The 25,061-nt window shown below is 72.0% G+C and carries 23 protein-coding genes and 1 tRNA gene; 17 read left to right on the top strand and 7 right to left on the bottom strand.

Annotated features, from left to right (window positions below):
* Window positions 1–6 precede the first annotated feature (6 nt).
* From yicI to OG417_RS13870, 3 genes are read left to right on the top strand one after another with little or no spacing between them, the layout of a single operon-like run.
* Window positions 7–2,325: an alpha-xylosidase gene (gene yicI, locus OG417_RS13880; protein ID WP_329255266.1), complete on the top strand. Its 2,319-nt coding sequence runs from the start codon at window positions 7–9 to the stop codon at window positions 2,323–2,325.
* Window positions 2,322–3,665 carry a GH1 family beta-glucosidase gene (locus OG417_RS13875; protein ID WP_329255263.1) on the top strand — a complete coding sequence of 448 codons (1,344 nt, stop codon included), beginning with the start codon at window positions 2,322–2,324 and terminating at the stop codon, window positions 3,663–3,665. The genes yicI and OG417_RS13875 overlap by 4 nt, the downstream gene beginning before the upstream one ends.
* Before the next feature lie 12 nt (window positions 3,666–3,677).
* Window positions 3,678–6,626, top strand: a complete 2,949-nt coding sequence (locus OG417_RS13870; protein WP_329255259.1) for a glycoside hydrolase family 3 protein — start codon at window positions 3,678–3,680, stop codon at window positions 6,624–6,626.
* Between the two features lie 120 nt (window positions 6,627–6,746).
* On the opposite strand, the gene OG417_RS13865 is transcribed toward OG417_RS13870, so the two are convergent.
* Window positions 6,747–7,622: a PhzF family phenazine biosynthesis protein gene (locus OG417_RS13865; protein WP_329255257.1), complete on the bottom strand. Its 876-nt coding sequence runs from the start codon at window positions 7,620–7,622 to the stop codon at window positions 6,747–6,749.
* 72 nt (window positions 7,623–7,694) lie between these two features.
* On the opposite strand from OG417_RS13865, the gene OG417_RS13860 reads away from it, so the two are divergent.
* On the top strand, window positions 7,695–8,588 hold the full coding sequence (locus tag OG417_RS13860; protein ID WP_329255254.1) for a LysR family transcriptional regulator: 894 nt from the start codon (window positions 7,695–7,697) through the stop codon (window positions 8,586–8,588).
* On the opposite strand, the gene OG417_RS13855 is transcribed toward OG417_RS13860, so the two are convergent.
* Entirely contained in the window at window positions 8,585–9,784 is a 1,200-nt protein-coding gene (locus tag OG417_RS13855) for an FAD-dependent monooxygenase (RefSeq protein WP_329255251.1), read from the bottom strand. The two genes, OG417_RS13860 and OG417_RS13855, sit on opposite strands and share 4 nt — an antisense overlap.
* A gap of 33 nt (window positions 9,785–9,817) precedes the next feature.
* On the opposite strand from OG417_RS13855, the gene OG417_RS13850 reads away from it, so the two are divergent.
* The 4 genes from OG417_RS13850 (at window position 9,818) to OG417_RS13835 (ending at window position 12,846) form a co-directional block, all read left to right on the top strand.
* On the top strand, window positions 9,818–10,387 hold the full coding sequence (locus OG417_RS13850) for a TetR/AcrR family transcriptional regulator (protein WP_329255249.1): 570 nt from the start codon (window positions 9,818–9,820) through the stop codon (window positions 10,385–10,387).
* Window positions 10,388–10,478: 91 nt separating this feature from the next.
* Window positions 10,479–11,117: a DedA family protein gene (locus OG417_RS13845; protein WP_329255246.1), complete on the top strand. Its 639-nt coding sequence runs from the start codon at window positions 10,479–10,481 to the stop codon at window positions 11,115–11,117.
* Complete coding sequence (locus OG417_RS13840; RefSeq protein WP_329255244.1) at window positions 11,114–12,217, top strand: sensor histidine kinase; 1,104 nt, start codon at window positions 11,114–11,116, stop codon at window positions 12,215–12,217. The genes OG417_RS13845 and OG417_RS13840 overlap by 4 nt, the downstream gene beginning before the upstream one ends.
* Window positions 12,208–12,846 carry a response regulator transcription factor gene (locus OG417_RS13835; RefSeq protein ID WP_329255240.1) on the top strand — a complete coding sequence of 213 codons (639 nt, stop codon included), beginning with the start codon at window positions 12,208–12,210 and terminating at the stop codon, window positions 12,844–12,846. The genes OG417_RS13840 and OG417_RS13835 overlap by 10 nt, the downstream gene beginning before the upstream one ends.
* Here the strand turns inward: OG417_RS13835 and OG417_RS13830 are convergent.
* On the bottom strand, window positions 12,831–13,064 hold the full coding sequence (locus OG417_RS13830; protein ID WP_329255237.1) for a hypothetical protein: 234 nt from the start codon (window positions 13,062–13,064) through the stop codon (window positions 12,831–12,833). The genes OG417_RS13835 and OG417_RS13830 overlap by 16 nt on opposite strands.
* 18 nt (window positions 13,065–13,082) lie before the next feature.
* Here OG417_RS13830 and OG417_RS13825 point away from each other — a divergent pair, with 18 nt between their 5' ends.
* Window positions 13,083–13,262, top strand: coding sequence for a GMC oxidoreductase (locus OG417_RS13825; RefSeq protein WP_329262267.1), 180 nt, complete (start codon window positions 13,083–13,085; stop codon window positions 13,260–13,262).
* The gene (locus OG417_RS13820; RefSeq protein ID WP_329255235.1) at window positions 13,259–13,816 is read left to right on the top strand and encodes a thiamine pyrophosphate-binding protein; all 558 of its coding nucleotides are present in this window, start codon (window positions 13,259–13,261) and stop codon (window positions 13,814–13,816) included. The genes OG417_RS13825 and OG417_RS13820 overlap by 4 nt, the downstream gene beginning before the upstream one ends.
* On the opposite strand, the gene OG417_RS13815 is transcribed toward OG417_RS13820, so the two are convergent.
* Window positions 13,738–14,487, bottom strand: coding sequence for an alpha/beta fold hydrolase (locus OG417_RS13815; RefSeq protein ID WP_329255233.1), 750 nt, complete (start codon window positions 14,485–14,487; stop codon window positions 13,738–13,740). The genes OG417_RS13820 and OG417_RS13815 overlap by 79 nt on opposite strands.
* A 34-nt stretch (window positions 14,488–14,521) precedes the next feature.
* Complete coding sequence (locus OG417_RS13810; RefSeq protein ID WP_329255230.1) at window positions 14,522–15,133, bottom strand: class F sortase; 612 nt, start codon at window positions 15,131–15,133, stop codon at window positions 14,522–14,524.
* A 198-nt stretch (window positions 15,134–15,331) separates the two neighbouring features.
* On the opposite strand from OG417_RS13810, the gene OG417_RS13805 reads away from it, so the two are divergent.
* Window positions 15,332–16,168 carry a TNT domain-containing protein gene (locus OG417_RS13805; RefSeq protein ID WP_329255227.1) on the top strand — a complete coding sequence of 279 codons (837 nt, stop codon included), beginning with the start codon at window positions 15,332–15,334 and terminating at the stop codon, window positions 16,166–16,168.
* Here OG417_RS13805 and OG417_RS13800 read toward each other — a convergent pair.
* On the bottom strand, window positions 16,162–16,944 hold the full coding sequence (locus OG417_RS13800; RefSeq protein ID WP_329255224.1) for an SDR family NAD(P)-dependent oxidoreductase: 783 nt from the start codon (window positions 16,942–16,944) through the stop codon (window positions 16,162–16,164). The genes OG417_RS13805 and OG417_RS13800 overlap by 7 nt on opposite strands.
* A gap of 60 nt (window positions 16,945–17,004) precedes the next feature.
* On the opposite strand from OG417_RS13800, the gene OG417_RS13795 reads away from it, so the two are divergent.
* From OG417_RS13795 to OG417_RS13770, 6 genes are all read left to right on the top strand, one after another.
* Complete coding sequence (locus OG417_RS13795) at window positions 17,005–18,009, top strand: LacI family DNA-binding transcriptional regulator (protein ID WP_329255222.1); 1,005 nt, start codon at window positions 17,005–17,007, stop codon at window positions 18,007–18,009.
* 35 nt (window positions 18,010–18,044) lie between these two features.
* Window positions 18,045–18,392, top strand: a complete 348-nt coding sequence (locus OG417_RS13790; RefSeq protein WP_329255220.1) for a TraR/DksA family transcriptional regulator — start codon at window positions 18,045–18,047, stop codon at window positions 18,390–18,392.
* A 68-nt stretch (window positions 18,393–18,460) separates the two neighbouring features.
* Window positions 18,461–20,698 carry an ArnT family glycosyltransferase gene (locus tag OG417_RS13785; protein WP_329255217.1) on the top strand — a complete coding sequence of 746 codons (2,238 nt, stop codon included), beginning with the start codon at window positions 18,461–18,463 and terminating at the stop codon, window positions 20,696–20,698.
* A gap of 335 nt (window positions 20,699–21,033) precedes the next feature.
* Window positions 21,034–21,110, top strand: a tRNA-Arg gene (locus OG417_RS13780).
* Window positions 21,111–21,809: 699 nt separating this feature from the next.
* Window positions 21,810–21,998: a hypothetical protein gene (locus OG417_RS13775; RefSeq protein WP_329255214.1), complete on the top strand. Its 189-nt coding sequence runs from the start codon at window positions 21,810–21,812 to the stop codon at window positions 21,996–21,998.
* Between the two features lie 840 nt (window positions 21,999–22,838).
* Window positions 22,839–23,753 carry a hypothetical protein gene (locus tag OG417_RS13770; RefSeq protein ID WP_329255212.1) on the top strand — a complete coding sequence of 305 codons (915 nt, stop codon included), beginning with the start codon at window positions 22,839–22,841 and terminating at the stop codon, window positions 23,751–23,753.
* 339 nt (window positions 23,754–24,092) lie between these two features.
* On the opposite strand, the gene OG417_RS13765 is transcribed toward OG417_RS13770, so the two are convergent.
* Window positions 24,093–25,010 carry an AraC family transcriptional regulator gene (locus OG417_RS13765; RefSeq protein WP_329255208.1) on the bottom strand — a complete coding sequence of 306 codons (918 nt, stop codon included), beginning with the start codon at window positions 25,008–25,010 and terminating at the stop codon, window positions 24,093–24,095.
* Window positions 25,011–25,061: the final 51 nt, after the last annotated feature.

Here is a 25,061-nt window from a genome sequence, read left to right as displayed (position 1 = left end):
GCCCGGTTGAAGTTCACCGACGGCTACTGGATGCTGCGCGACGGCGTTCAGGCCTCCTATCCGAACGGGGTCCTCGACGTCGAGACCGCGCCCGGTTCGTTCACCGTGCACGCGCCGGCGCAGCCGATCCGGCACCGGGGGGACCTGCTCAGGGGACCGGCGCTCACGCTGACGTACTCCTCCCCCATGCCGGACGTCATCTCGGTGACGATCACGCACTTCGCCGGTGAGGAGCCGCGCGGGCCCCGGTTCACGCTGCGCGAGGAGGACGCCGGGGCGGTGGTGTCGATCGACGACGACGCCGCGGTGCTCACCTCCGGCGCGCTGTCCGTACGGGTCGCCCGCACCGGGCCGTGGCGCGTGGAGTTCTCCGCCGGTGGCCGCGTCCTCACCGGGAACGGCGCCAAGAGCACCGCGCTCATGGAGACCCCGGACGGGCACCACATCCGCGAGCAGCTCGACCTCGGTGTCGGCCACCACGTGTACGGGCTCGGCGAGCGGTTCGGCCCTCTCGTCAAGAACGGCCAGAGCGTCGACATCTGGAACGCCGACGGCGGTACGGCCAGCGAGCAGGCGTACAAGAACGTGCCGTTCCTCCTCACCGACGCCGGCTACGGCGTCTTCGTCGACCACCCGGGCCACGTGTCCTTCGAGGTGGCCTCCGAGAACGTCGCGCGTACGCAGTTCAGCGTCGCGGGCCAGACGATGCGGTACCTGATCGTCCACGGCCCGGCGCCCAAGGACATCCTGCGCCGGTACACCGCGCTGACCGGGCGGCCCGCGCGGCTGCCGGACTGGTCGTTCGGGCTGTGGCTGTCCACGTCGTTCACCACCTCCTACGACGAGGAGACGGTGACGGGCTTCATCGACGGGATGGCCGAGCGGGACCTGCCGCTCTCGGTCTTCCACTTCGACACGTTCTGGATGCGCGAGTTCCACTGGTGCGACTTCGAGTGGGATCCGCGGACCTTCCCCGACCCGCGCGGCATGCTGGAGCGCCTGCGGGCGCGGGGGCTGCGGATCTGCGTCTGGATCAACCCCTACATCGCGCAGCGCTCGAAGCTGTTCGCCGAGGGGAAGGCGCGCGGCTTCCTGCTGAAGCGGCCGAACGGCGACGTCTGGCAGTGGGACAAGTGGCAGCCCGGCCTGGCCGTGGTCGACTTCACCGACCCGGCTGCGCGCGAGTGGTACGCCGCGAAGCTGGAGGCGCTGCTCGACATGGGCGTCGACTGCTTCAAGAGCGACTTCGGCGAGCGCATCCCGACCGACGTCGTCTACCACGACGGCTCCGATCCGGAGCGGATGCACAACTACTACACCTATCTCTACAACGAGACCGTGTTCGAGCTGCTGCGCAAGCGCCGCGGCGAGGGTGAGGCCGTGTTGTTCGCCCGCTCGGCGACGGCCGGCTCGCAGGCGTTCCCGGTGCACTGGGGCGGCGACTGCGAGTCCACCTTCGAGGCGATGGCCGAGAACCTGCGCGGCGGCCTGTCGCTGGGCATGTCCGGCTTCGGCTACTGGAGCCATGACATCGGCGGGTTCGAAGGCACGCCGGACCCGGCGCTGTTCAAGCGGTGGATCGCCTTCGGCCTGCTGTCCTCGCACAGCCGCCTGCACGGAAGCTCGTCGTACCGGGTGCCGTGGCTGTTCGACGAGGAGGCGGTCGACGTGCTGCGGACGTTCACCCGGCTGAAGGCGCGGCTCATGCCGTACCTGCAGGGGGCCGCCCGCGAGGCGTACGGGCAGGGGCTGCCGATGATGCGGGCGATGGTGCTGGAGTTCCCCGGCGACCCGGCCGTGACCCACCTCGAACGCCAGTACATGCTCGGCGGCGACCTGCTCGTCGCGCCGGTCTTCTCCGCGGACGGCGAGGTCGACTACTACGTGCCCGAGGGCACCTGGACGCACGTGCTGACCGGCGAGCCGGTCGCGGGCGGGCGCTGGGTCCGCGAGCGGCACGGGTTCTCCTCCGTGCCGCTGCTGGCCCGGCCGGGCTCGGTGATCCCGTTCGGCGCGGTGGACGACCGGCCGGACTACGACCACGCCGACGGCGTCACCCTGCACGCGTACGCGCTGCCCGACGGCGCGCGGGTGACCACCGAGATCCCGGGCCCGGGCGGGGACACCGCGGCCACGTTCACGACCACCCGCGACGGCGACGTCGTCCGGGTCACCGCCGAGGGCGCGGACCGGTGGCGGCTGCTGCTGCCGGGAGTCCGGCCCGCCGCGGTCTCGGTGGAGGGCGGCACGACCGCCGAGCACGACCAGGGCCTGCTGGTCGAAGCCCGTGGAGACGCCATCACTGTGAGGGGAGTCACTGGATGAGCTTCGTGTGGGGTGCGGCCACCGCCGCGTACCAGATCGAGGGGGCCGTCGACGAGGACGGCCGGGTGCCCTCGATCTGGGACACCTACAGCCGTACGCCGGGCCGGGTGCGCGACGGTGACACCGGCGACGTGGCCACCGACCACTACCACCGCTGGGCCGAGGACGTGGAGACGATGAGCGCGCTCGGCCTGGGCGCGTACCGGTTCTCCGTCGCGTGGCCGCGGATCCACGACCGGCGCGGGATCGACTTCTACTCCCGGCTCGTCGACGCGCTGCTGGAGCGCGGCATCGCGCCGGTCGCCACGCTGTACCACTGGGACCTGCCGCAGTCGCTGGAGGACGCCGGCGGCTGGCCGGAGCGCGACACGGCGTACCGGTTCGCCGAGTACGCCGAGCGGATCGGGGCCGCGCTCGGCGACCGGGTGCACACCTGGACGACGCTGAACGAACCGTGGTGCTCGGCCTTCCTCGGCTACGCCTCGGGCGTGCACGCCCCGGGCCGCACCGAGCCGGCGGCGGCGCTCGCCGCGGCTCACCACCTCAACCTCGCCCACGGCCTGGCCGCGCGGGTGCTGCCGGGCCGGGTGTCGGTCACCCTGAACCTGCACCACGTGCGCGGCGACGCCGAGGCCGCCCGCAAGGTCGACGCGGCGGCCAACCGGGTCTTCCTCGGGCCGATGCTCGACGGCGCCTACCCCGCCGACCTGCTGGAGAACACGGCTCACATCACCGACTGGTCCTTCGTACGCGACGGTGACGAGGCGACGATCGCGGCGCCGCTGGACGTGCTGGGCGTGAACTACTACACGCCGACGCTCGTACGGCCGTGGGAGGGCGGCACACCGCGCGCGACCGCCGACGGGCACGGCGACGGCACCGCGTCGCCGTGGGTGGGCTGCGAGGACGTGGAGTTCGTCCGGCAGCCCGGACCGTACACGGAGATGGGCTGGAGCATCGACCCGACCGGCCTGACCGAGCTGCTGCTGCGCCTGCACCGGGACCATCCATCGTTGCCGCTGATGATCACCGAGAACGGCGCGGCGTTCGACGACCGCGTCGACGCCGACGGCCGGGTGCACGACCAGCGGCGGATCGACTACCTGCGCGACCACCTCGCGGCGGTCGGCCGGGCCATGGAGGCCGGCGCCGACGTGCGCGGCTACTTCGTCTGGTCGCTGCTGGACAACTTCGAGTGGGCCCACGGCTACTCCAAGCGCTTCGGCATCGTCCACGTCGACTACGCCACCCAGGAGCGCACCTGGAAGGACAGCGCGCACTGGTACCGCGACCACATCGCCACTTTCACTCGGGGGCCGTCGTCGAAGCCTTTCGACTAGGAGGTCGTCACCGTGTCCCTCAGTTATGGACGCGCCCTGGCGGCGGCCCTGCTGGCCGTCGTCGGGGTGAGCAGTCCGGCCCACGCCAAGACCACGTATCCCTTCCAGAATCCGAAGCTGTCGCTCAGCACCCGTGTCGACGATCTGCTGGGGCGGCTCACCCTCGATGAGAAGGTGTCACTGCTCCACCAGTACGAGCCGGCCATTCCCCGCCTGGGCGTCAAGGCGTTCAAGACGGGCACCGAGGCGCTGCACGGGGTCGCCTGGTCCACCGACATTCACAACAACGGCGCCGTCGTCACCGCGCGGGGCACGGTCTTTCCGCAGGCCGTCGGCCTGGCCTCGACGTGGAACCCGGCACTGATCAAGCAGGTCGGCTCGGCGGTCGGCGACGAGGCTCGCGGATACAACACGCTCAACCCGGACGTGTGGGGCCTGCAACTGTGGGCGCCCGTCGTCAACCTGCTCCGCGACCCCCGCTGGGGCCGGAACGAGGAGGGGTACTCCGAGGACCCGTACCTGACCGGCGCGATCTCCACGGCGTACGGCTCCGGCATCGAGGGGCCCGACCCGGACCACCTCAGGGCCGCGCCGGTGCTCAAGCACTACCTGGCCAACAACAACGAGGCGAACCGGGACACCACCTCCTCGGATCTGCGGCCGCGGGTGGAGAACGAGTACGACCGGAAGGCGTTCTCCGCCGCGATCTCCGCCGACGCGGCCACCGGCGTCATGGCCTCCTACAACCTGGTCAACGGGCGGCCCAACACGGTCAGCCCCGACCTGAACGACGTCGTACGGACGTGGACCCGGCGGGACCTGCTCAACGTCAGCGACGCCGGGGCCCCGAACAACCTCGTCGGGAGCGAGAAGTACTACCCCACCCTGGCCGAGGGTGACGCCGCGGCGCTCAAGGCGGGCCTGGACAGCTTCACCACGGACGACACCAACGCGGGCCCGACGACCACGGCCGTCAAGGAGGCGCTGTCCACCGGACTGCTGAAGGAGTCCGACGTGGACACCGCGGTGCGGCACATCCTGAGCATCCGGGTGCGGCTGGGCGACTTCGACCCGGACGGCGGCCCGTACGCCCGGATCGGCACCGATGTGATCGACAGCCCGGCCCACCGGAAACTGGCCCGCCAGACCGCCGACCAGGCCACGGTGCTGCTGAAGAACTCCGGCCACGCCCTGCCGCTGAGCGCCCGGGCCGGCACGAAGGTCGCGGTGGTCGGCCCGCTGGAGAACACCCTCTACACCGACTGGTACTCCGCCGCGCTGCCGTACGAGGTCACCCCGCTCGATGGCATCAGGGAGCGGCTCGGTTCCACCGGCACCGTCACCGACAGCGAGGGCACCGACCGCATCGCGCTCAAGGACGTCGACACCGGCAAGTACGTCACCGCCGGGACCGGCCCGTCCGGGGCCGCGCTGAAGGAGAGCGCCACCAGCCCCGACACCACCACCCAGTTCGACGTCTTCGACTGGGGCCAGGGGAAGCTGACCCTGCGCAGCGTCGCGAACGGCGAATATGCCGGCCGCTACAACGGGGGCGACACGATCGTCAACGACCAGGCGCAGCCGAACGGCTGGTACGTCCAGCAGATGTTCACCCTGGAGAAGCAGAACGACGGGAGCTACCTGCTGCGGTACGCCGGCTACGAGACGGACGAGTCCTGGTACGGCGACAAGAGGTACCTCAGGGCCGGCGACGACGGCACGCTCGTCCTGGCCACCAAGGACGAGGCGTCGCACTTCAGCAGGGACGTCGTCCGTAGCGGCACCGACCAGGCCGTCAAGGCGGCCAAGGGCGCGGACGCCGCGGTCGTCGTGGTGGGCAGCATGCCGTTCATCAACGGCCGGGAGGCCCACGACCGCACCACGATGGCCCTCGCCGAGAGCCAGGAGAACCTGATCAAGGCGGTGCGCGCCGCCAACCCTCACACGGTCGTGGTGGTGGAGAACAGCTACCCGACCACGCTGAACTGGGAGCAGGCCAACGTCCCGGGGATCCTGTGGACCACGCACGCCGGCGCGGAGACCGGGCACGCCGTCGCCGACACCCTCTTCGGCGACAGCGACCCGGCGGGGCGGCTCACCCAGGCCTGGTACCGCTCCGACGGCGACCTGCCGGACCTCCTCGACTACGACATCATCAAGTCCGACCGCACGTACCAGTACTACAAGGGCACGCCGCTCTACCCGTTCGGCCACGGCCTGTCGTACACGTCGTTCCGCTACGGCGACCTGCGGGTGAGCTCGGCCGGTGGGCGGGTGACCGCCACCGTCAAGGTCACCAACACCGGGAAACGAGCCGGTGACGAGGTGGTCCAGCTGTACACCCACCAGCGGACCTCCCGCGACAAGGAGCCGGTCCGGCAGCTGCGCGCCTTCCAGCGGGTCCACCTGGCCGCGGGCGAGAGCGCGACGGTACGGCTGACGTTCCAGACCGCCGACCTGGCGCACTGGGATGTCACGCGGGACAGGAACGTCGTCGAGACATCGACGTACGACGTGCTCGTTGGCGCCTCGTCGGCCGACATCCGGCAGCGGGCCGCGCTGCGCGTGAACGGCGAGATCATCCCGGCCCGCGACCTGGCGAAGCCGACCCGCGCGGTCGACTTCGACGACTACCAGGGCGTCCGGCTCGTCGACGAGACGAAGGAGCGCGGTGACGCGGTCGGCGCGACCGGCGGCGACTGGCTGAGGTTCACCGACGTGTCGCTCGGCGCCGGCGCGGCGACCTTCACCGGATCGACGGCGAGTGCCGGCGGCGGTTCCATCGAGGTCCACCTCGACTCGCCGACCGGTCCGCTCGCGGGCACCGCCACGGCGGCCGCCACCGGGGACGTCTACAGGTACGCGACCACGACCGCCGCGCTGCACGGCGCGAAGGGCCGCCACGACGTCTACCTGGTGTTCCGCGGCGACCTGCGACTCAGCACCTTCTCCCTGAGGTAGGCACGCCGTGAGACCAAGCGCACCGGGCTGGAGGCGCTGTCCACCGTCGGTGGCGGCGCCGCCATCGCCGGCGAGATCGACTGCGGCGGTACGGACCGCAGGCCAAGAGCCGTGTGACGCTCAGCCGGGGATGGGGGCCGCCGTGCCGCTCACCCTGATGCCACCGGTGGTCCCGGACGGCACCTCGACGAGCAGGCGGCTGGGCCGGCCCATGTCCTGTCCCTGGTGGATGGTGAACTCGGCGGGAGGTGTGATGAGTCCGAGGGCCCGCAGGTAGCCGCCGAAGGCCGCGGCGGCGGCGCCGGTGGCGGGGTCCTCGACGACCCCGCCCGGCGGGAACGGGTCGCGTGCGTAGAAGACGGTCTCGGTCTCCCGCCACACGAGGTGAATGGTCGTCCAGCCCCGGCGCGCCATGAGCTCGCCGAGCGACTTCTGGTCGTAGTCGAGGTCGGCCAGCCGCGCCCGGGATGACGCGGCGAGCACCAGGTGATCGTTGCCCGCGTTCGCGATGCGCGGCGGCAGCGCGGGATCGAGGTCCGCGGCGTTCCAGCGCAGGGCCGTCAGCGCGTCGGTGAGGTCGGCCTCGGCGACCTCACCGACGGCCGGGGCGACGCTCGTCAGCGTGGCGAGGATCCGGCCGTTCGCCGGCCGCGTCTCCACCCCGATCTCCCCGGCGGAGGTGACGAGCCGGAGATCTCCGGTCCCCTGCCGCTCGGCCAGGGCGACGGCGGTGGCGATCGTCGCGTGCCCGCAGAAGGCCACCTCGGCCAAGGGGCTGAAGTACCGGATCCGGAAGCCGCCGGCGTCCCCGTCGTCCAGCAGGAAGGCGGTCTCGGAGAATCCGACCTCGGCGGCGATCTCCTGCATCCGCGCGGCGTCCATCCCCCGCGAGTCGAGGACGACCCCGGCCGGGTTACCGCCCTGGCCGTCCACGTCGAAGGCGGTGTAACGCAGAACCGCCGATCGTTCGCTCTTCTGCTGTGCGGTGTCGTTCATGCCCGGGAGTCTGCTCCCTAGGATGACATCGCGTCCAACGATGAATTTTGATCAATAACATCGGGATGGTCGATGGACACACGTCTGCTCAGCAGCTTCCTCACCGTCGTACGCGCGGGCGGGATCACCGCCGCGGCGGCGGAGCTCGGATTCGTGCAGTCCACCGTCACCACGCACATCCAGGCGCTGGAGCGCATGGTGGGAACGCCGCTGCTCGACCGGCACCCGGGCGGTGTCTCCCCTACGCGTGCCGGTTCGCTGCTCGCCGAGCACGCCCAGCGGATCCTCGACCTGGAGGAACGCATGTTCACCGAGCTCACCACCGCCGCCGCCGCGCCGACCGGCCCGGTACGGGTCTGTGCGCCGGAGTCCGTGTGCGCCTACCGCCTGGCGCCCCTCGTGCCCGAGGTGCGGACGAGGTTCCCGGACGTGAGCCTGTCACTGTTCCCCGCCGACACGCGGACGGCGCTGACCGCGCTCGCCGACCGTCGCGCCGACCTGGCCCTGATGCTCGAGCCCTCCGTGCACCCGCCCGGCGTCGACCTGGTGGATCTGGGGGCCCAACGGCTGTCGCTGGTCGCGGCGGCCACCACCGGCCTTCCCCGGCATCGTCCCATCACGCCGGCGGAGCTGTCCGCGGCCGACATCCTCCTGCTGGAGAAGGGCTGTTCCTACAGTGATGAACTCGCCGGTCTGATCGCCGCCACCGATCCCACCGCGACCCCGCCCCGCTTCGGTGGCATCGAGACGCTGAAGCGGTGTGTCGCGGCCGGTCTCGGCGTGACCCTGCTGCCGACGGTCACGGTCGCCGACGAGCTCGCCGACGGCCGGCTCGTCGAGCTGCGACCGCCCGCCGGCCTGGCCAGCCAGCACCTGTGGCTGGCCGCGCCGTCGTCCCGATGGAGGTCGCCGGCCGTCCGGGCCGTCCACGCCACCCTCCGCGAAACCACCCTTCCGGTTTCCTAACGGGCCGGGGCGTACTCCGGCAGCGGCCGCGGCCCCGTCCGCAGGCGTTGTTCGAGGGCGTCCATGACGCGCGGCAGCGGTGAACGGGCGACGGCGTCGCGCAGCATCCGGCCCGCGGTGGTCCTGGGGACCATCATCCGGACGTTCGGGCCGATCTGCTGCTTCTTGTCCGCCAACGACCGGTGGCCCGCCTCGTAGCGGGGGAACGCCACCCGGTGGTCTCCGCCGGCGGCGGCGAGCTCGCCGGCGAGCCGGTAGGCGCCGACCAGGGCCAGCTCCGCGCCGGCACCCGACGCCGGGGAGGCACACCAGGCGGCGTCACCCGTCAGCACCACCCGGCCCGTCGACCAGGAGTCCATGCGCACCTGGCCGAGGGCGTCGAAATAGAAGTCCGGGTCGGCGAGGGCGGCGGCGAGCAGCTCCTTCGTGTGCCAGGACGTGTCGCCGGCGAACGCCTCGCGGAGCAGGCGCCGGTGCTGCGCGAGGTCCCGGGGGTCGTAGGCCGGCCGCGCCGAGCGGAAGACGAAGTACGCCTTGGCCTGGGCGTGGTTGCCGGAGCGGTAGATCCCGGCCATCCGTCCCGGCCGGTTGTACATCGTCACCCAGCGGTCCTCGCCGAGCGACGCGTCGGCGTCCGCGAAGGCGAAGTAGTGGCCCCGGAACCGGACGAACCGCTCCTCGGGGCCGAAGGCCAGGCGGCGGACGGTGGAGTGCATGCCGTCGGCGCCGACGACCAGGTCGAAGCGGCGGGCGGGCGCGTTCTCGAACGTGACCGTCACGCCGTCGTCGTCCTGGTCCAGACGCCGTACCGAGTCGTCGAACAGGTACTCCACGTCGGCCGTCCCGCGCAGCAGCGCCACCAGGTCGCCGCGCATGATCTCCACCGCGCCGGGCTCGCCGACGGCGACGCGCGCGACGGCACGGTCGTCGGCGTCGACGAACTTCATGCCCCGTACGTCGGCGGCCGCGGCACGGACGTCCTCCATGATCCCCATGCGCTCCGCCACGGTGACGGCCTGGTCCCGCACGTCGACCCCGTTGCCCCCGGCACGCAGCGCGGGAGCGCGTTCGACCACGGTGGGCCGGAGGCCGTGCCGGGCGAGCCAGGACGCCAGCGTCAGCCCGGCGATGCTCGCTCCGGAGATCAGGATTCGTTCGTTTACCGGGTTCCCCTCGGTAATATAAATGAAATACACATTCCACTTGATTATGTGGAAGGGGCATTTCACTTGTCAACCGACTCTGGACGCCGCCGGCGGGCCGACGCCGTACGCAACCGCGAACTGGCCCTGGCCGCCGCCACCGCGCTGCTGTCCGAACCGGGCGCCGGCCTCACCGTCGAGGCCATCGCCCAGAGAGCCGGTCTGGGGTCGGCGACCGTCGTACGCGCCTTCGGCGGCAAGGACGCCCTCCTGGACGCCGCCGTCGCCGGCCTGCTCGAACCGGTGGTCCAGCGCGCCCGCGACCTGCTGCACGAGGCGGCCCCGGAGCAGGCCCTGCGTACCTTCCTCGCCGAGCTGATCGCCTTCCAGTCGGCGCACCACGCCATCAACGACCAGCTGAGCGGCCTTGACCTGCCCGCCACCGCGGCCCTGCGAGCCGACCTCGTCCGCACCGTGGAGGAGATGCTCGCCGGAGCGCGACGGGAGGGCGCGATCCGCACCGACCTCGACCCCGCCGTCGCCACCACCTTGATCGGTGAGACCGCCTACGCGATCGCGCGCTCCCGGCCCACGGAACAACTCACCGGCGCCTACATCACCGTCCTCATGGACGGCCTTCGCCCACCCTCGCGGTAAGGCGGGACACGGGCGTACTGCGGTTTTCCGCACCCCAGGTCGACGGTCGGCCTCATGGTGGGCTGACCTGCCGATTTCTAGCGTTGACCGCATGATCGAAGCGAACGGTGCGGCACCGGCCGGCGGGATCGCCGGCTGGGCCGCCCATCTCATGGAGTCCCTCGGCGCGCCCGGGGCGGGTCTGGCGAACGCGGTGGACACGGTGCTGCCCTTCGTGCCGAGCGAGGTGATCCTGCCGCTCGCGGGCTTCACCGCCGGGCAGGGCGGGATGAGCCTGGCCGCGGCGATCGCGTGGGCCACGGCGGGCTCGGTGCTCGGCTCTCTCGTCGTGTACGCGGCGGGGGCGCTGCTCGGGCGCGAGCGCACCCGCGCGATCGCCGAGCGGATCCCGCTCGTGCGGGCGCACGAGATCGACCGGGCGGAGGCGTGGTTCGCCCGGTACGGGGCGCGTACGGTGTTCCTGGCCCGGATGGTTCCCGTCCTGCGCAGCCTCATCTCGATCCCGGCCGGGATCGAACGGATGCCGGTGGCGACGTTCACGGCCCTGACCGCGCTGGGGAGCCTCATCTGGAACTCCGTGTTCGTGCTGGCCGGATACTGGCTGGGTGACAACTGGCGGCTGGTGGAGGAGTACGGCGGGTTGGTGTCCAAGGCAGTGGTGATCGTGGCCGTGCTGGCCGTCGGCTGGTTCGTGGTGACCCGGCTGACGCGTTCCCGAGCCCGGTCGTGACGCGTGTCGTCCTGCCGGGGCTCCGGCTCGTGCTCGGGGCGGCGCTGGGCGCGGTGACCGCCGTGGCCGCCCTGGTGGCTCTGGTCGCGACGGTCCCGGTGATCGTGCTGGGCCGTACGCCGCCACTCGGCGTCCTCGTACGGGCCGAGCGGTGGCGGCTCGCCGCGCTCCTCGGCGTCGGCGACCTCGGCGAGTACGACCTCCGGCGGGGCGTGGCGTACCTCGCGGCCCGCTGCCCGGTGGGGCTGCTCGGCGGCGTCGTGATCTTCCTCGGCGGGTACGGCGCGGTGAGCGCGATCGGGGTGCTCGCCGCGTGGATCTCAGGTGGGCGGCCCGACGGCATGGCGCCGACCTGGCCGATCGTGCTCTATCTCACCGTCGCGGCGGCCGTGCTGCTCTTCCTCGACCTCGCCGGCCTGGTGGCGGTGGGCGCGCTCGAACGCGGCGCCGCCCGCCGGTTCCTCGGCCCGGACGAGCGGCAGCTGATGCGGCGCCGGATCGCCGAGCTGTCGGCCAGCCGGGCGGGCATCGTCGCGGCCGTCGACGCCGAACGCCGGCGGATCGAGCGCGACCTGCACGACGGCCTCCAGCAGCGCCTCGTCGCCCTGGGCATGCTGATCGGCCGGGCGCGGCGCAACGGGTCGCAGGACCTGCTCGGGCAGGCGCACGACGAGTCACAGCGGGCGCTGGAGGAGCTGCGCGACATCGCCTGGCGCGTCTATCCGGCCGCGCTGGACGAACTGGGCCTGCACGACGCGCTCGCCACGGTGGCCGAGCGCAGCCCCGTACCGGTGCGGATCCACTACGACCTGCCCGAACGGCCGGTCCGCGCGGTCGAGACCGCGGCCTACTTCACCGTGCGGGAGGCGGTCACCAACGCCGCCAAGCACGCGGGGGCGGCCCGCATCGACGTCTCGATCGCCGGACACGGCACGATGGTGGTCGTGCGGATCACCGACGACGGTACGGGCGGCGCCGACCCCGGAGGCGGCGGGCTGGCCGGGCTCGCCCGGCGCGTCGCGGCGCTCGACGGGCGTTTCACCGTGTCCAGCCCGGCCGGCGGGCCGACCGTGATCGAGGCGGAGCTGCCGTGCGGCTGATCCTGGCCGAGGACTCCACGCTGCTGCGCGAGGGGCTGACGCGGCTGCTCGCCGAGGAGGGCCACGAGGTCGTGGCCGGGGTCGGCGACGCGAAGGCACTGCTCGCCGCGGTGGCCGCCGACCCGCCGGACGTGGTGGTGGCCGACGTGCGCATGCCGCCCACCCACACCGACGAGGGCCTGCGCGCGGCACTGGAGATCCGGCGCCGCCACCCGGGCGTCGGCGTGCTGATGTTGTCGCAGTACGTGGAGAAGCGGTACGCCACCGAGCTGCTGACCTCCGACACCCAGGGGGTCGGGTACCTGCTCAAGGACCGGGTCGCCCACGTCGAGGAGTTCCTGGACGCGCTGGACCGGGTGGGCGCGGGCGGCGCGGCCTTCGACCCGGAGGTGGTCCGCCAGCTGCTCGCCCGCACGACCCATCCGCTGGCGACGCTCACCGCCCGCGAACGCGACGTGCTGTCCCACATGGCCGAGGGCCACACGAACGCCTCGATCGCCACGCGCCTGCACGTCTCGCTCAGCGCGGTGGAGAAGCACGTCAACGCCATCTTCGACAAACTGAACCTGCCCCGCGACGGCGGCTACAGCCGCCGCGTGCTCGCCGTCCTCCGCTACCTGGGCTCCTGAGCCGCACCGGGCTCCTCCCCCGGTGACGCGTTCATCGCCAGGCTCAGGTTCTGTTCGGTCAGTTCGGCGGCGATCTCCTCGGTGATGCGGCCTCGCCGGAAGACCAGGACGCGGTCGCAGAGGTCGACCAGCTCGGCCAGGTCGGTGGAGGCGAGCAGGACGGCCTTGCCCTCGCCGGCGCCCGCGAGGTCCTGTGGACCGGGCTGAGCACCACGCACATGCAGGGCGGCGTGCCGATGGGGTCCGACCGCGCGCGCTCGGCCGTGGACGCGAACGGCCGGTCCCACGACGTCGCCGGACTGTACGTCGGCGACGCCTCGCTGATCCCGGCGTCCCTGCCGGTCAACCCGTCCCTGACCATCATGGCGCCGGCCGCCAGGGTCGCCGACCGGCTCGGGAAGGAACTCACCGGATGAGACTCATCGACGCCCTGTTGGAGATCGTCCGTGGCGAGGGGGTGCGCCGGATCTTCGGCGACCCCGGGACGACCGAGCTGCCGCTGATCGACGCCCTGGCCGGCGTGCCCGACCTGTCGTACGTGCTGGGCCTGCAGGAGGCGTCCGTGGTGGCGATGGCCGACGGGCACGCCCGCGCCACCGGCCGCCCGTCGTTCGTGAACCTGCACGTCGCGGGCGGTGTCGCGAACGGCCTGATCGGCATGCTCGACGGCATCGACACGCTGTTCCTGGAGAAGGTCAGCGGACGCCGGTCGATGCCGATCATCTCCCGCGTCGGCGGACGGCTGCCGGCGTACTGCACGGCGACCGGCAAACTGTTCCTCGCCTTCGGCGCGCCCGAACGCCTGCGCCGCGTCCTACGCGCGGGCCTGGCGCGCTACACGCCGCACACGATCACGATGCCGGGCCTGCTGGTTCGCGACCCCGCGGTCGATCAGGACGACACCGGGCGTTCGTGCCGGCGCGCGAGCAGGGCGAGCAGCTCGGTGGCCACCTCGTCCGGGGCCTCGTAGACCGGGGTGTGCCCGGTGTCGAGCAGGCGCAGCCGCGCGCCCGGGATGGCCGCGGCCAGCTCCCGCGCCTGGTCGGGTGTTCTCGCCGGATCGCGCAGGCCGTGCACCACGGTGACCGGACAGTCGATCGCGGCCAGCCCCGGGGTCAGGTCCAGGTCCCGCTGGCTGCGCAACGCCTCCAGCGCCGCCTGGACGGGCACCCGGGCGGCGTAGGCGAGCAGCTCGTCGCGGAACGCCGGATCCGGTGGGGTGGCGAACGACCGGTCCAGTACGCCGGCGTGCAACCGCGGGCCCGAGTCGTCGGCCAGCGCCGCCAGGATGGCGTCCACGTCACCGTGGCCCCGCATGTGCGCACCGGTGTCGGCCAGCAGCAGGCCGGCCACCAGCCCGGGGTGCCCGGCCACCAGGCGCAGCGCGATGGCGCCGCCGGTGGAATGGCCGACGACCACGACCGGTGCGCCGTGCCGCCGCGTGATGCGCGCGCCGAGCCGGTCGGCGATCGCGCCGAGGTCCCAGGGACCGGGATCGGTCATCCAGGACACCGCGTCGAACTCGGCCTGGCCCGCCAGCCGTCGCGCCAGCGGCCGGAACACCGCGGGCGCGCAGAGCGTGCCCGGAATGGCCAGCACCACCGGCTCTCGCGTGGCCCGCTCGTCGTCTCGGGTCGGCATCGCCCCTCCTCATGCCGACCCTACCGGTTGCGCCTCAGCCGGACGGGCGGTCGAGATGGGCGGAGACGACGACGTTTCGCGGGGTGTCACCGCGCGGAGGGTCCGCTCCGCGGCGTACGGAGATCAGGCGGAGCTCCGGGCGGCCGGTGGCCGAACGCTCGCGGGCGATCGCGTGCCTCACCGCGTCGGCCGAGCGCCGGTCGCCGGACGGGGCCCGCTCCAGCCGGCGTACGGAGTCGACCTTGAACCAGGCGACGCTGTGGTCGCGCCGGACCACCTTCACCCGGTCGCCCTCGGCGACCTTCGTCAGGCGGTGGAAGGCGGCCGGGCCGTGTTCGGGATCGACGTAGCCGATGATGATCTCGGGCGACTCCTCGGCGCCGGCCCGGTGGACCACGGCGCTCTTACCCTCCGGGCGCACGCTCGACGGCGAGGTTGAAGACGTGTGCGACGTGCGCCGGCGGACCGCGTGGACCGGGATGGTCGCGTTGCCCAGTTCGACCCGCTCGGGGCTCGACCAGTGTGCGGAGTTCGACCAGTGCCGGTGGGGAACGTGCCGGCGCACGGAGCCTCCGCGCGCCTCGTGCATCCCGGTGAGAATGGCGGCCGTCAGGAGGACGGCCGCGACAGCGTTTCCGTTCGACACGTAAGGGTGATACCCGAGCCCGTCGGCCGAATACCAGATCACCCGGTAAAAATGACAGCAACACAAAGTTGAACAGCCGCGACAGGCCACAATCCGGGCTTTTCTCCTCGACAGACTTTTCGGTCGCGCATTTCTGTACCGTGAGCCGCCGGCGACCTCGTTCCACGAGGGCACGGAAGAAATGCGACAGGGGGCTTAATGAAGGGCATTCGAGGACGTATCACAGCCGCCACGGCGCTCGGCGCCGCGAGCGTCCTGGCGGCCGTCGCGCTGCCACCGGACCGGGGCGCGCGAGCCGACGGCTCCTGCACCGGCACGGCCTGCCCCGCCATGGAGCGGCCGGGCGTGCAGCGGCCGGCCGTGGAGCGGCCGCACACCCTTCCGGCCCTGGTGGCGGCCCGCCCCGACGTGCCGCGGACGCCCGAGGCCGCCGCGGCGGCGGCCCGGACGGCGGTCCGTTCCACGCCGGACGCGTGCGGCAGCCCGTACGTGAAGGACCACGGCGAGCTCGGCCCCGCACATCTGCCTCGTGTCGGTTATTTCGGATCCCTGGTCCGCGGCTATGTCCGGTACGGAGGGCTGAGCCCGGCGAAATTCATCACCCGCTACTGGGACGAGACGGCCAATCCGGCCTACTGGCGCTATCCCCCGGATCTCGGGTTCGCCCATTCCGGCGGCTGGAGCAACGGCCGCGTTCTTCGCGAACGGGAGACACTTCCCCAAGGCTCGCTTCTCGACCGATTCGGCAGCCCGTACGGCACCTTTCTCGCCCCGGCGGGCAGTGCCTTCGGCGCCCGCGCGCTGCCACCGGACAGCCTCAACACGAAAAGCAGCGATCCGTCACATCTGTGCAATTACCACCTGTACCGGGTGAGCCGGGCGTTCGACGTGGACGCGGGACCGATCGCGCCGGCGTTCCAGCAGCGGGGCGGAGGCCGGCAGTACGTGCTGATGAGCGCCTACCTCCCCGGCGCGCCCTCGACGCTGAACGTCACGTGGCTCGTCGCCAACGGATACCTGAGCGTCATCTACTGATCCAGCGCCTCGGGATCGCGTGCGAGCACCGAGCGGCCGCCGTCCACCGGCACGGTCGCGCCGGTCACGAAGCTCGCGTCCTCCGAGAGCAGATGCACGATCGCCGCCGCGACCTCATCCGGCCGGCCCACGCGGCCGGCCGGATGAGCGCGGGCCATCTCCTCCTCGATCCACGCCGCGTCGTCCGGTGCCTGACCCGCGAGGAAGTCCGCGTACCGCTCGGTGCCGACGGACCCCGGCGCGACCGCGTTGACGCGGATCCCCCGCCGCCCGTACTCCACCGCGAGCACCCGGGTCAGCCCCTCGATCCCGGCCTTGGCCGTCACGTACGGCACGCAGCCCGGGACCGCGCGGAGCGCCTGGTGCGAGGAGACGTTGACGATGGCGCCGGGGGTGCCGGCGGCCAGGAAACGCCGCACGGCCGTCGCGCAGCCGACGAGGGCGAGGCCGAGGTTCAGCGAGACGCGGTCGAGGATCCCCCGCACCGGGACGGTGTGAAAGGACGCCGCCGCCCCGAACACCGCCGCGTTGTTGACCCAGCCGGCGAGGGGCCCGGCCGCCTCGGCGAGGTCGGCGGCGCGCTCGGCGACGCTCTCGTCCGCGGCGTCCCCGGCCAGCGCGATGACACGCCCTGCGCCGACCTGCCCGTCCACCCAGGTCAGCGCCGTCGGATCGCGCTCGATCGCCACGACGGTGCCGCCCTCGCGAGCGAGACGCTCGGCCACCGCCCGGCCGATGCCCCGGCCTCCTCCCGTGACCACGTACGAACGGCCCACGACTTCTCCTTTCGCCGTTTCTGCCCTAGTGTTGCAAAAAACTTCGATCGAAACAGTTCGATGACGACGATCAGAGATGTGGCCGTCGAGGCGGGTGTCAGCGTCTCGACGGTGTCGCTCGCGCTCAACGCGCCCGAGCGGGTCAGCGAGCCGACCCGCCGCAAGGTCCTGGCGGCCGTCGACGCGCTCGGCTTCGTGCCCAAGGCCGACGCCGTCGCGCGGGCGCGGCGCGGGGTCGGCCGGATCGGCGTGCTCGCGGCGTTCTCCGCCTACCCCTCGGCCGCCCGCCGGGTGAACGGCGTGATCAGTGCCATCGGCCGCCGCCCGCTGGAGATCGTGCTGTTCGACCAGGAGTCGGCCGCGCGGAGCCCCTCGCCGCTCCTGGCCAGTCTCCCGGTCACCGGGCGGCTCGACGGGATCATCCTGGTGAGCCGTCCGCTGGACGACGCCGTGGCCACCCGGCTGCGTGACCTGCGCCTGCCCACCGTGCTGGTGGACGTACGCCACCCCGGCTTCGACTCCGTCCACACCGACGACGAGGCCGGCGGACGGCTCGCCGCCGAGCACCTGCTGTCCCGGGGACACGCGAGATTCGCCTTCGTCGGCGAGGAACAGCGATCGGACCGGTACGTCTCGCCGTCGCAGCGCAGGCTCACCGGCTTTCGCACGGCCCTGGCCGAGGCCGGTCACACGCCCGTCGTACGGCTCGCCCGTCACGAGCTCGGACGGGCCCTGGCCACCGCGCGCGAGCTGCTGTCCGCGGAGCCGCGCCCGACCGCGGTGTTCGCCGCCGACGACACCCTGGCGGCCGGGGTCATGCGCGCCGCCCACGAGCTCGGCCTCGCGGTGCCCGGAGACGTCGCCGTGGTCGGCTTCGACGACGGCGAACTGGCCGAGGCCCTCGGCCTGACGACCGTACGGCAGCCGCTGGAGGAGTCCGGACGGGCGGCGATGGAGCTGCTGCTGCGGCGGATCGACGAGCGCGGAAGCGGGGCCGGGACCGGTTTCGGGGCCGTGCGGGAGGTCATGCTCCGGCTCGAGGTGGCCGTTCGCGGTTCCACTTGAGGAATTCGTGGCCGCACCAGGTCGTTCTTCCTGTGATGGATCCGTCGTCACTGGCAGATCAGCTGAACGCGGAGCGCGAGAAGACGCTCGAGCGCATCGCGGCGCTCGCGCACGACCGCGAGGGCGTCATCGAGTCCACCGTGTCGACCGGCGTGGACGACGAACACGACCCGGAGGGCGCGACGATCGCGTTCGAACGGGAGCAGATCGAGGCCCTGCTGGACCAGTCGCGCCACCACCTGTCCGAGCTGGACCGCGCCCTGCGCCGGCTCGACGAGGGCGCGTACGGCCGGTGCGAGGTCTGCGGCGCCCCGATCGCCGCCGAACGCCTCGCCGCCCGCCCCACGGCCCGCACCTGCATCGGCTGCGCCTCCCGGCGTTGATCGGGTTCTCACGCGCCTTTAATGATCGCCTCATCGAAAGGCCAATCTCGGGCGCCGACCGTTGATCCATGAGCCTGCCGACGTCTGTCTCCCTGCCTCCCGGGCGCGCCGTGCCGGCGGCCCGAGCCTCCCGCGGCTCCTCCGGCGACCCGGCCTGGGCACGCCCGGCGCTGATCGCGCTGCTCGCCGCCACGGCCGTGCTCTACATCTGGGGGCTGGGCTCCTCCAGGTGGGCCAACGCGTTCTACTCGGCGGCGGTCCAGGCGGGCGCGCACAGCTGGAAGGCGTTCTTCTTCGGCTCCTCCGACGCGGCGAACTTCATCACCGTCGACAAGACACCGCTGGCCCTGTGGCCGATGGACCTGGCGGCGCGCCTCTTCGGGGTGAACTCCTGGACCATCCTCGTGCCGCAGGCCCTCATCGGCGTGGCCACGGTCGGCCTGCTGTACGCGAGCGTACGGCGTTCGCTCCGGCCGCTCGGCCCGCGTGCCGCCGCGTGCGGCGCGCTGCTGGCCGGCGCGGCCCTCGCGACGACGCCGATCGCCGCGCTGATGTTCCGCTACAACAACCCGGACGCGCTGCTGGTCCTGCTGCTGACCGCCGGGGCGTACGGGCTGCTGCGCGCGCAGGAGCGGGCGAGCACACGGTGGCTGGTCGTGGCCGCGAGCTGCGTGGGGCTGGCGTTCCTGGCCAAGATGCTCCAGGCGTTCCTCGTACTGCCGGCGTTCGGGCTGGTGTACGTGATCATGGCGCCGGCTCCCCTGCGGCGCCGGCTGTGGCAGCTGGCCGTCGCCGCGGTGGCGATGATCGTGTCGGCCGGCTGGTGGGTCGCGATCGTCGCCGCCGTCCCCGCGGGCTCCCGGCCGTACATCGGCGGCTCCCAGCACGACAGCGTGCTCGAACTCGCCCTGGGCTACAACGGCATCGGCCGTCTCAACGGCGACGAGACGGGCGGCCTGGGCAACACGAACCAGGACGCCGGCTGGATGCGCATGTTCGGCACCGAACTCGGCGGGCAGATCTCCTGGCTGCTCCCTGCCGCGCTGATCCTCCTGGTGGCGGGCCTGTGGACGCTCGCCGCCGGCCGCGTGCGCCGCGCCGCCGAGCGTGGGAGCGCGGGAGGTGAGGACGGCGTGGAAGGCGACGACGCGTCCGAGGCCTCGCGAGCCGCCCTCCCGGCCTCCGGAGGCCTGCGAACCGACACCGGAGCGGGCGCCCTCTTCGTGTGGGGTGGCTGGCTGTTGGTCACCGACGTGGTGTTCAGCCTGATGCAGGGGATCTTCCACGGCTACTACACCGTGGCGCTGGCACCGCCGATCGCGGCGCTCGCCGGGCTGGGCGGCACGATTCTGTGGGCGCGGCGCCGGCACCCGGCTGCCACGGGCGCACTGGTCGCGGTCGTCGTCCTGACGGCCTGGTGGTCGTACCGCCTCCTCGGGCGTACGCCGGACTTCGCGCCCTGGCTGCGCCTTCCCGTGCTGGCCGGCGGGCTGATCGCCGCCGTGGGACTGCTCGCGGGCGCCTGGCTCGCGCACCGCTCAGCGGCCGGTTCGCCCCGGGACGACCATGGGAAGTCCGGCCTCGCCGGGCGGGTACTGGCCGCCGGCGGCGTCCTCGCGGTCGCGGTGTCGATCGCGGGACCCACGGCGTACGCCGTCGACACCGCGACCACCGCGCACAACGGCGCCATCCCGTCGGCCGGCCCCTCCGGAATGGGCGGCGGCCCGGGCGGAACGCGCGGTCGCGGGGGCTTCCCCGGCGGCCCGCGCGGCAACGGTACGCGCGGCGGGCAGGGCGGCGGCTTCCCCGGAGCGGGCGGCGGACAGGGTGGAATGCCCCAGCCGCCGAACGGCACCGGAAACGGCGGCGGGCCGGGCGGTGGCATGCCGGGCGGCGGTGGCCCGGGCGGCGGCGGGATGCGCCGCGGCGGCATGGGCGGACCCGGCGCGCTGCTCGACGCCCCCACTCCCGGCGCCGCGCTCACCTCGCTGCTGAAGCAGAACGCCGGCAAGTACACGTGGGCGGCCGCCACGGTCGGCTCCAACAGCGCCGCCGGCTACCAGCTCGCCACGGGCGACCCGGTCATGGCGCTCGGCGGGTTCAACGGCACCGATCCGGCCCCCACCCTGGCCCGCTTCCAGCAGTACGTACGCGAGAAGAAGGTCCACTACTTCATCGCCACCTCGATGCCCATGGGCGGCCGCGGAGGCTCCGGCAGCGACGACGCACAGCAGATCGCCACGTGGGTGGCCAAGACGTACACCGCCAAGACCGTCGACGGCACGACGGTCTACGACCTCGGGTAGGAGCCCCGGGCCGCGCGGCCGTCATCACCCCGGCACTCCGGTCGACGGACCGTCCGATGAAGGATTTCCGGTCGCACCGAACGACCGCCCGCGCGTGGCCGGAACCGGCCCCTCACTCCGAGTCGTGACAATCCGTAACAAGACAGGTGGATTCCAGTTGATCGTCTATGTCAGACAAAGATCCAACAAGTTATGCGACTGATATGCATCGCCGCAGCTCCAGGGGATACGGCCGGTTCCGGCCACTCCGGAGCCCGCCCGACAGGGGGTCGATGGCGGTAAGCGGCCACCGGCATCACATCAACGCTCCGGAGTCCGTACACTCTGATCGACCGGCGCCCATAGCTCAGCCGGATAGAGCATCGGACTTCTAATCCGACGGTCGGGGGTTCGAATCCCTCTGGGCGCGCCACCGCCGCCAGAACGATCACCCGCCTGAGCTTCGCATACGGCGTCTTCCCGGTCGATGTGGTGTGCCATGCCGTGCCATCGGCGGCACCCTCGTGCTACTGGGCGCGGAATATCCACGGAATGATCTGCCCCTCCGCCGGCGTGCGGGTGGGGGGGCAGTTGGTGATGGCGGCCGCCGACTCGCCTCGTGGGCATGTACGGCTGCCCCGATCGTTGCTGTACTCCTCCGATCACAGCACACTGGCCGCGTGAGTCTGGGCGACGTACGAGACGCTCATGCGGCACAGGTCCGACGGCGGACGCGACCCCAGCCTTCGCAGGCCGCCGGTTCGTCGCCGACCAGGCCGGCGTGTCGACAACCACGCTCGACGTGAGCTGTTGGCGCTGACGTCCGGTGGCCCATTCCTGTCTCGGTCGGCCCCACCCGGCTTCCAGCGCAAGGTCGAACACACGGCTCTCCGGCTGCCCAGGGGAGACCGGCGAGGCCTTCGCCCCGGTACCCTCCTGAACGCTCAAGCTGGTGTGGGCCGGACGACGCCGCCCAGCGGGGCGCGTCTCCCCTGAGGCTTGGAAGCTGTACGCGGTCTGCGTCGACCGTGCATGCCGGAGCGGCCGGCCGCGGACGTTCGAGGCAACTGTGGCCCATCTGGGGGCCAGGCTTCACGCCTCACAGACCACCGGGCGTCGCCGCCTTGCCGCGTTGGAGCGCGCCGGCCTGATCGAGGTGACCGAGCGGTCCGGCGCCTGGCCGTCGATCCGCGTCATCTTCGATGCCGACGAGGCGGCCGACGTCGCCGATACCTACGCTCGCGAGGGCCGACGACGCACCGAACCGTGTGAGGACCCCTCGCACATTCCGGCGCTCCGGGCAAGGAACGACCGACGCTGAAACGGCCAAGGCGGCCGTGGCACGCGCGGCCGCCGAGGTCTACCGCACACTGCCCGCCGACCTGATCCAACACATCCCTGGGTAGCGAGGAGCGCGAGCAGCTTCTTACCTCTCACCAGTCCGGCATTCGTATCGCATGACCGGCGGTAATCAGGGCGGGGAGCCGGTACCGACCAGCAACGTGACGGCGATCTCCGTCCTGCCATCGAGGTCTTCATCGGTAGCCGGGCGACCTTGAGGACCTCATACACGTGGTGCTCGATCCGGCGTCCTTCTCCCCAACGTGACCCCAGCCCCAAAGTAGCGGTGAGGAAGACCACGGTTGCGGTTCGTAACCATCACAGGTCGGCCATACCGGGTCGTGGCGTCGGCCCGCCGCCCGATCGTGTTGACCGTTCTCAGGGATCGATCGGGTGGAAGGGCGGCTGGGGTGCGTCGGGAGTGGGAGCCGGAAGAGCTGATCGCCGCGCGGACGTTGCTGGCCGGCGACTGGGAGCCGGTGGGTAACAAGACCGGCGCGACGCGGCTGGGCTTCAGCCTGATCGATTGGAACGCAACGGATGACGCTCACGCTGCAATTGGCTCGGTACCAGCGAACCATGAGAACGTGCCCCTCACATACAGCGCCTTGAGGGCGCCGGGCTGGGGCACCCGGGCCCGCTTCAGGGTGAGGGTCAGGTCCGCGCCGACATGGTGCAGCAGGTCCACACCGGCCAGGCCCTGGTTGACGCTAGCCGGCACCAGGCCGCCGTCGCCCAGCAGTTGGCGGCGCCACGCGCTGAACGCGCCGGCTGTGGCGCGGACCGGCCGGCGAAGGCGACATCGTCGTATGATCCGGTCATGTCAGTGCTCTCACGGCGCCGACCCAAGTGCCAGCTCTGCCGGCAGGGTGACCCTGGCAACTTCACGGGGAAGGGCCGAAAACTCATCCCGAAGGGTTTCTGTAACGAGTGCGAGGCGCGCCTCAAGGGCGGCGAGAGAATCGAGGTCACGGAGAAGACCCTCAAGAAGATCTGCCAAGAACTGGATATGGGCTTGGACACGGCCAAATGGGCGGCCTACAAACTCCTGTTGCTCCGCGATCCGCGATCCGCGGATGCTCTGTACGCCTACGCGAGCCAGAAGAAGCGGTGGCCCGCGTCCGAGGCCGGGTTGGCCTTGGCGGCCATGGACGACCCGCGGGCCGAACCGGCCGATCGCGACGCGCTGGAGGTCCATCCCACCTGGCGGGTTTTCGCGCCCAAGCCGAGGACGCCGGAGGACGTGTGCGGCGGGATCGTGGTGGCCCGGATCGAGGCCGGTGAGAAGGAACTGAAGCTCCTGACGCTGGCCAAGGATCCGCGTGAGGCGGCCGGTCAGATCGCCGACCTGCTGAACTACCCGGCCGACCACCCGGCGCGCGTCCAGGGCCCGGCCGCCGTGTCCCGACCCGGGCGCGCGCCCGGCCTGACGCTCTTCCACACGAGGGCGCGGGGTGGTGGTTCCCACCTGCCCGAGGATGCGATTTTGCGGTGGGACGACAACTACCACGCCGACAAGAACGTGCACACCAGGAACATGATGGCCAGCCATTTCGCGGGCAGCACGGAGTCGGGGGCCACCATTCATGGGACGGCCGTCCTCAGCGGGTACGACGTGCGCACGGGGACCATCCGGTCCGTTCCAGTGCGCACGCTGGAGAACGATCTAAGCATGCAGGCGTACGGTGCGGCCGCGGGCTACGTGCACGCGTGGCGCAAGGAGCGGGGTCTGTAGGCGGGTCGGCTCGTCGAGGGCGGCCAGCAGCTCCACGATGCGTCGCTGCTCAGCGGGATCGCCCACAGGGACGGCGATGACGTCACTGGCGCCGGGCGCCGGCGACACGCACAAGTTGTCGATGATGGTGTCGTCCGGGCCGGAACACAGGTAGAACGCCGGCTCGGTCAGGTGTTGGTCCGTCGCTGCGCCACGCGGCTTTGGGCGCTGAACAGACCCTCGCCATCACCGGTGCCGAGCAGGAGGCTGCAGGTCGGTGGTGCCGAGGAAGTCGGCGAGGGCATCGTCGACGGTCCTTGCCTGCAGGGAGCACACGGGATCCGGCGTCGACGCCGATGGTCACGACGCTTGCCGGAGCCGATGCCGGTAGCGCAGGGGCGCCTCGCCCACCTCGCGTTTGAAGGCGGTGCTGAAGGCGCTTTCCGAGGTGTAGCCCAGCTGCGCGGCGAGGGCCCCGATCCTGACGTCGTCGTCGCGCAGCGCCCGCTGGGCCAGCAGCATCCGCCAGGAGTTGAGGTAGGTCAGCGGGGGGACACCCGCCACGGAGCGGAAGCGCACGGCGAACGACGTCCGCGACATCGCTGCCGCACGAGCCAGCTCCTCCAGCCCCCAGGGTCGCCCGGGGTCGCCGTGCATGAGAGTCAGCGCGGGACGCAGCCGGTCGTCGGCCAGCGCCCGCAGCCATCCCCGCCCGGCGTGGCCGAGGTACGCCCGGAACACCTCCAGGAGGAACAGCTGGGCGTGCTGGCGTACCGCGAAGGCAGCCCCCATCCGCTCGCCCGTTACCTCCTCGACCAGCCGATCGACGCACGCGCGCAGGGCGGGCGCGGCGGAGTCGGATGCTCGGATGAGCGCCACGGGCGGCAGCGCCTGCGTCAACAGCGCCGCACCGGCCGGGTCGAGCTCGACGTGACCGCCGAGGACGACGTCGTCGACGGCGAAGTCCGCGCCGCCGACGCGCAGGGTGTACTTCCCCGCCTCGGGCTCGAACTCCACGGGCGGACCGTCACCGGCGCCGCCCTCGGCACGCAGCCACGAGCGGCCGGTCAGGACCGCGACATCGCCGGCCTCCATCTCGATCGGGGCATCGAGCCCGTCGGTCGACAGCCGGCACCGGCCGCGAACCATCACCGACAGCTTCAGCGGGGTCGCGATGACGGACCGCGTGACCCAGTGTCCGCGCGCGGCGAACGCGCCGGAGATCTGGCCGCGAACCTCGACGAGGTCGAACACCTCTGACAAAAGATCGATGGCCATGGCTGAACTCTCACGAAGAAAATCCGCCCTGTCAAGCATTCTGAGTTCAAC

The organism is Actinoallomurus sp. NBC_01490 (assembly GCF_036227085.1).
Classification (GTDB): domain Bacteria; phylum Actinomycetota; class Actinomycetes; order Streptosporangiales; family Streptosporangiaceae; genus Actinoallomurus; species Actinoallomurus oryzae.
Note: the sequence above shows the minus strand (reverse complement) of the source record. Positions and strands in the feature narration are given on the sequence as shown.